At 64.0% G+C, this 2,635-nt stretch carries 2 protein-coding genes; both read left to right on the top strand.

The features are described from left to right. On the top strand, positions 1 to 2,394 hold a 2,394-nt coding region (gene napA, locus AC1DW9_RS36480), incomplete at its 5' end, for a periplasmic nitrate reductase subunit alpha (RefSeq protein WP_476855401.1). Then, positions 2,367 to 2,635: nitrate reductase cytochrome c-type subunit (locus AC1DW9_RS36485; protein WP_476855402.1), on the top strand; the 269-nt coding region annotated here is incomplete at its 3' end. The genes napA and AC1DW9_RS36485, both read left to right, overlap by 28 nt.

Here is a 2,635-nt window from a genome sequence, read left to right on the forward strand (position 1 = left end):
GGCGTCGACACGCTGGAGATCACCTGGTCGAAGGCGCCCTGCCGCTTCTGCGGCACGGGGTGCGGCGTGATGGTCGGCGTCAAGGAAGGCAAGGTCATCGCCACCCATGGCGACATGAAGGCCGAGGTCAATCGCGGCCTGAACTGCGTSAAGGGCTATTTCCTCTCGAAGATCATGTACGGCGCGGACCGGCTGACGCAGCCTCTGCTGCGCAAGAAGGGCGGCGTCTACGCCAAGGACGGCGAGTTCACGCCGGTTTCCTGGGACGAGGCCTTCGACGTCATGGCCGCCAAGGCCAAGCAGGTCCTGAAGGACAAAGGGCCGACCGCGCTCGGCATGTTCGGCTCCGGCCAGTGGACGATCTGGGAGGGCTATGCCGCGACCAAGCTGATGCGCGCCGGCTTCCGCTCGAACAATCTCGACCCGAATGCGCGCCACTGCATGGCTTCTGCCGCCTACGCCTTCATGCGGACCTTCGGCATGGACGAGCCGATGGGCTGCTATGACGATTTCGAGGCCACAGATGCCTTCGTGCTCTGGGGCTCGAATATGGCGGAGATGCACCCGATCCTGTGGACGCGCGTCGCCGACCGCAGGCTCGGCCACCCCCATGTCAAGGTTGCGGTGCTCTCGACCTTTACCAACCGAAGCGCCGACCTCGCCGATATCCCGATTGTCTTCAAGCCCGGCACCGATCTGGCGATCCTCAATTACATCGCCAACCACATCATCACGACCGGCCGCGTGAACAAGGACTTCGTCCAGAAGCACACGAACTTCGTCAAGGGCGCGACTGATATTGGCTATGGCCTGCGGCCCGACGATCCGCGCGAGGTCAAGGCGAAGAAGGCCGAAGATGTCGGCGCGACCTCGCCGATCGACTTCGAAGCCTATGCCGCCTTCGTCAAGGACTACACCCTCGAGAAAGTCTCGGCGCTGACGGGGGTGGAGCCCGGCTTCCTGCAAGAGCTGGCAGAGCTCTATGCCGACCCGAAGCGCAAGGTCGTCTCGTTCTGGACGATGGGCTTCAACCAGCATGTCCGCGGCGTCTGGGCGAACCAGCTCGTCTACAACCTGCATCTGTTGACCGGAAAGATCTCGGAGCCCGGCAACAGCCCCTTCTCACTGACCGGGCAGCCTTCCGCCTGCGGCACGGCACGCGAGGTCGGCACCTTCGCCCATCGTCTGCCCGCCGACATGACTGTGGTGAATCCCGAGCACCGCAAGCACGCCGAGGAGATCTGGCGGATTCCGGCCGGCACGATCCCGGAAAAGCCCGGCTATCACGCGGTCGAGCAGGATCGCATGCTCAAGGACGGCAAGCTCAATTTCTACTGGATCCAGGTCAACAACAACCTGCAGGCGGCGCCGAACAGTGCCGGGGAAACCTACCCGGGCTATCGCAATCCAGAGAATTTCATCGTCGTTTCCGACGCCTACCCGACCGTGACGGCCATGGCCGCCGACCTGATCCTGCCCGCCGCCATGTGGGTCGAGAAGGAAGGTGCCTATGGCAATGCCGAGCGGCGCACCCATTTCTGGCACCAACTCGTCAAGGCGCCCGGGGAGGCCCGTTCCGACCTCTGGCAAATGGTCGAATTCTCGAAGCGCTTCACCACCGACGAGGTCTGGCCGGCCGCCCTTCTCGATGCCAATCCCAACTATCGCGGCAAGACGCTGTTCGATGTGCTGTTCAGGAATGGGCATGTCGACAGCTTCGCTGCAAGTGAGGTCGACCCCGCCTATGGCAATCTGGAGGCCAAGCATTTCGGCTTCTACGTCCAGAAGGGACTGTTCGAGGAATATGCCAGCTTCGGCCGCGGTCACGGCCATGACCTGGCGCCGTTCGACACCTATCACGAGGTCCGCGGGCTGCGCTGGCCGGTGGTCAACGGCAAGGAAACTCTCTGGCGCTATCGCGAAGGCCTCGACCCCTATGTGAAGCCGGGCAAGGGTTTCGAGTTCTACGGCAACCCCGATGGCAAGGCGCGGATCATCGCCGTGCCCTACGAGCCGCCGGCGGAATCGCCGGACAACGAATATGATCTCTGGCTGGTGACCGGACGGGTGCTCGAGCACTGGCATTCCGGCTCGATGACGATGCGCGTGCCGGAGCTCTTCAAGGCTTTCCCCGGCGCTCGCTGCTTCATGCACCCGGACGATGCCCGCAAGCGCGGGCTCAACCAGGGGGCGGAGATCCGGCTGATCTCCCGCCGCGGCGAGATGCAGACCCGGGTCGAGACGCGCGGGCGCAACCGCATGCCCCAGGGCGTCGTCTTCGTGCCATGGTTCGACGCCAGCCAGCTCATCAACAAGACCACTCTCGACGCGACGGATCCCATCTCCAAACAGACGGATTTCAAGAAATGCGCGGTCAAGATCGTAGCGGTCTGAGCCTGGTGCGCTCCTGGACCGTCCTTGGAACTGCCCTGGCAGCTCTCGTCGTCCTCTGCTTCGGCGCGCTCTCGCAGGAGAGCGGCCGGATCAACATCGTGCCGCGCCTGACCGGCGCGGCGCCGCCGATGGGCGCCGTCAACGTGCCGCCGCTCGACCGTCCGATCGTCGACGACGTCAGGCGCATGCGGAACTACCCGGAACAGCCGCCGATCATTCCGCATTCGATCGACGGCTATCA

The sequence above is a fragment of the Allobosea sp. P4_E12 genome, from assembly GCF_056401655.1.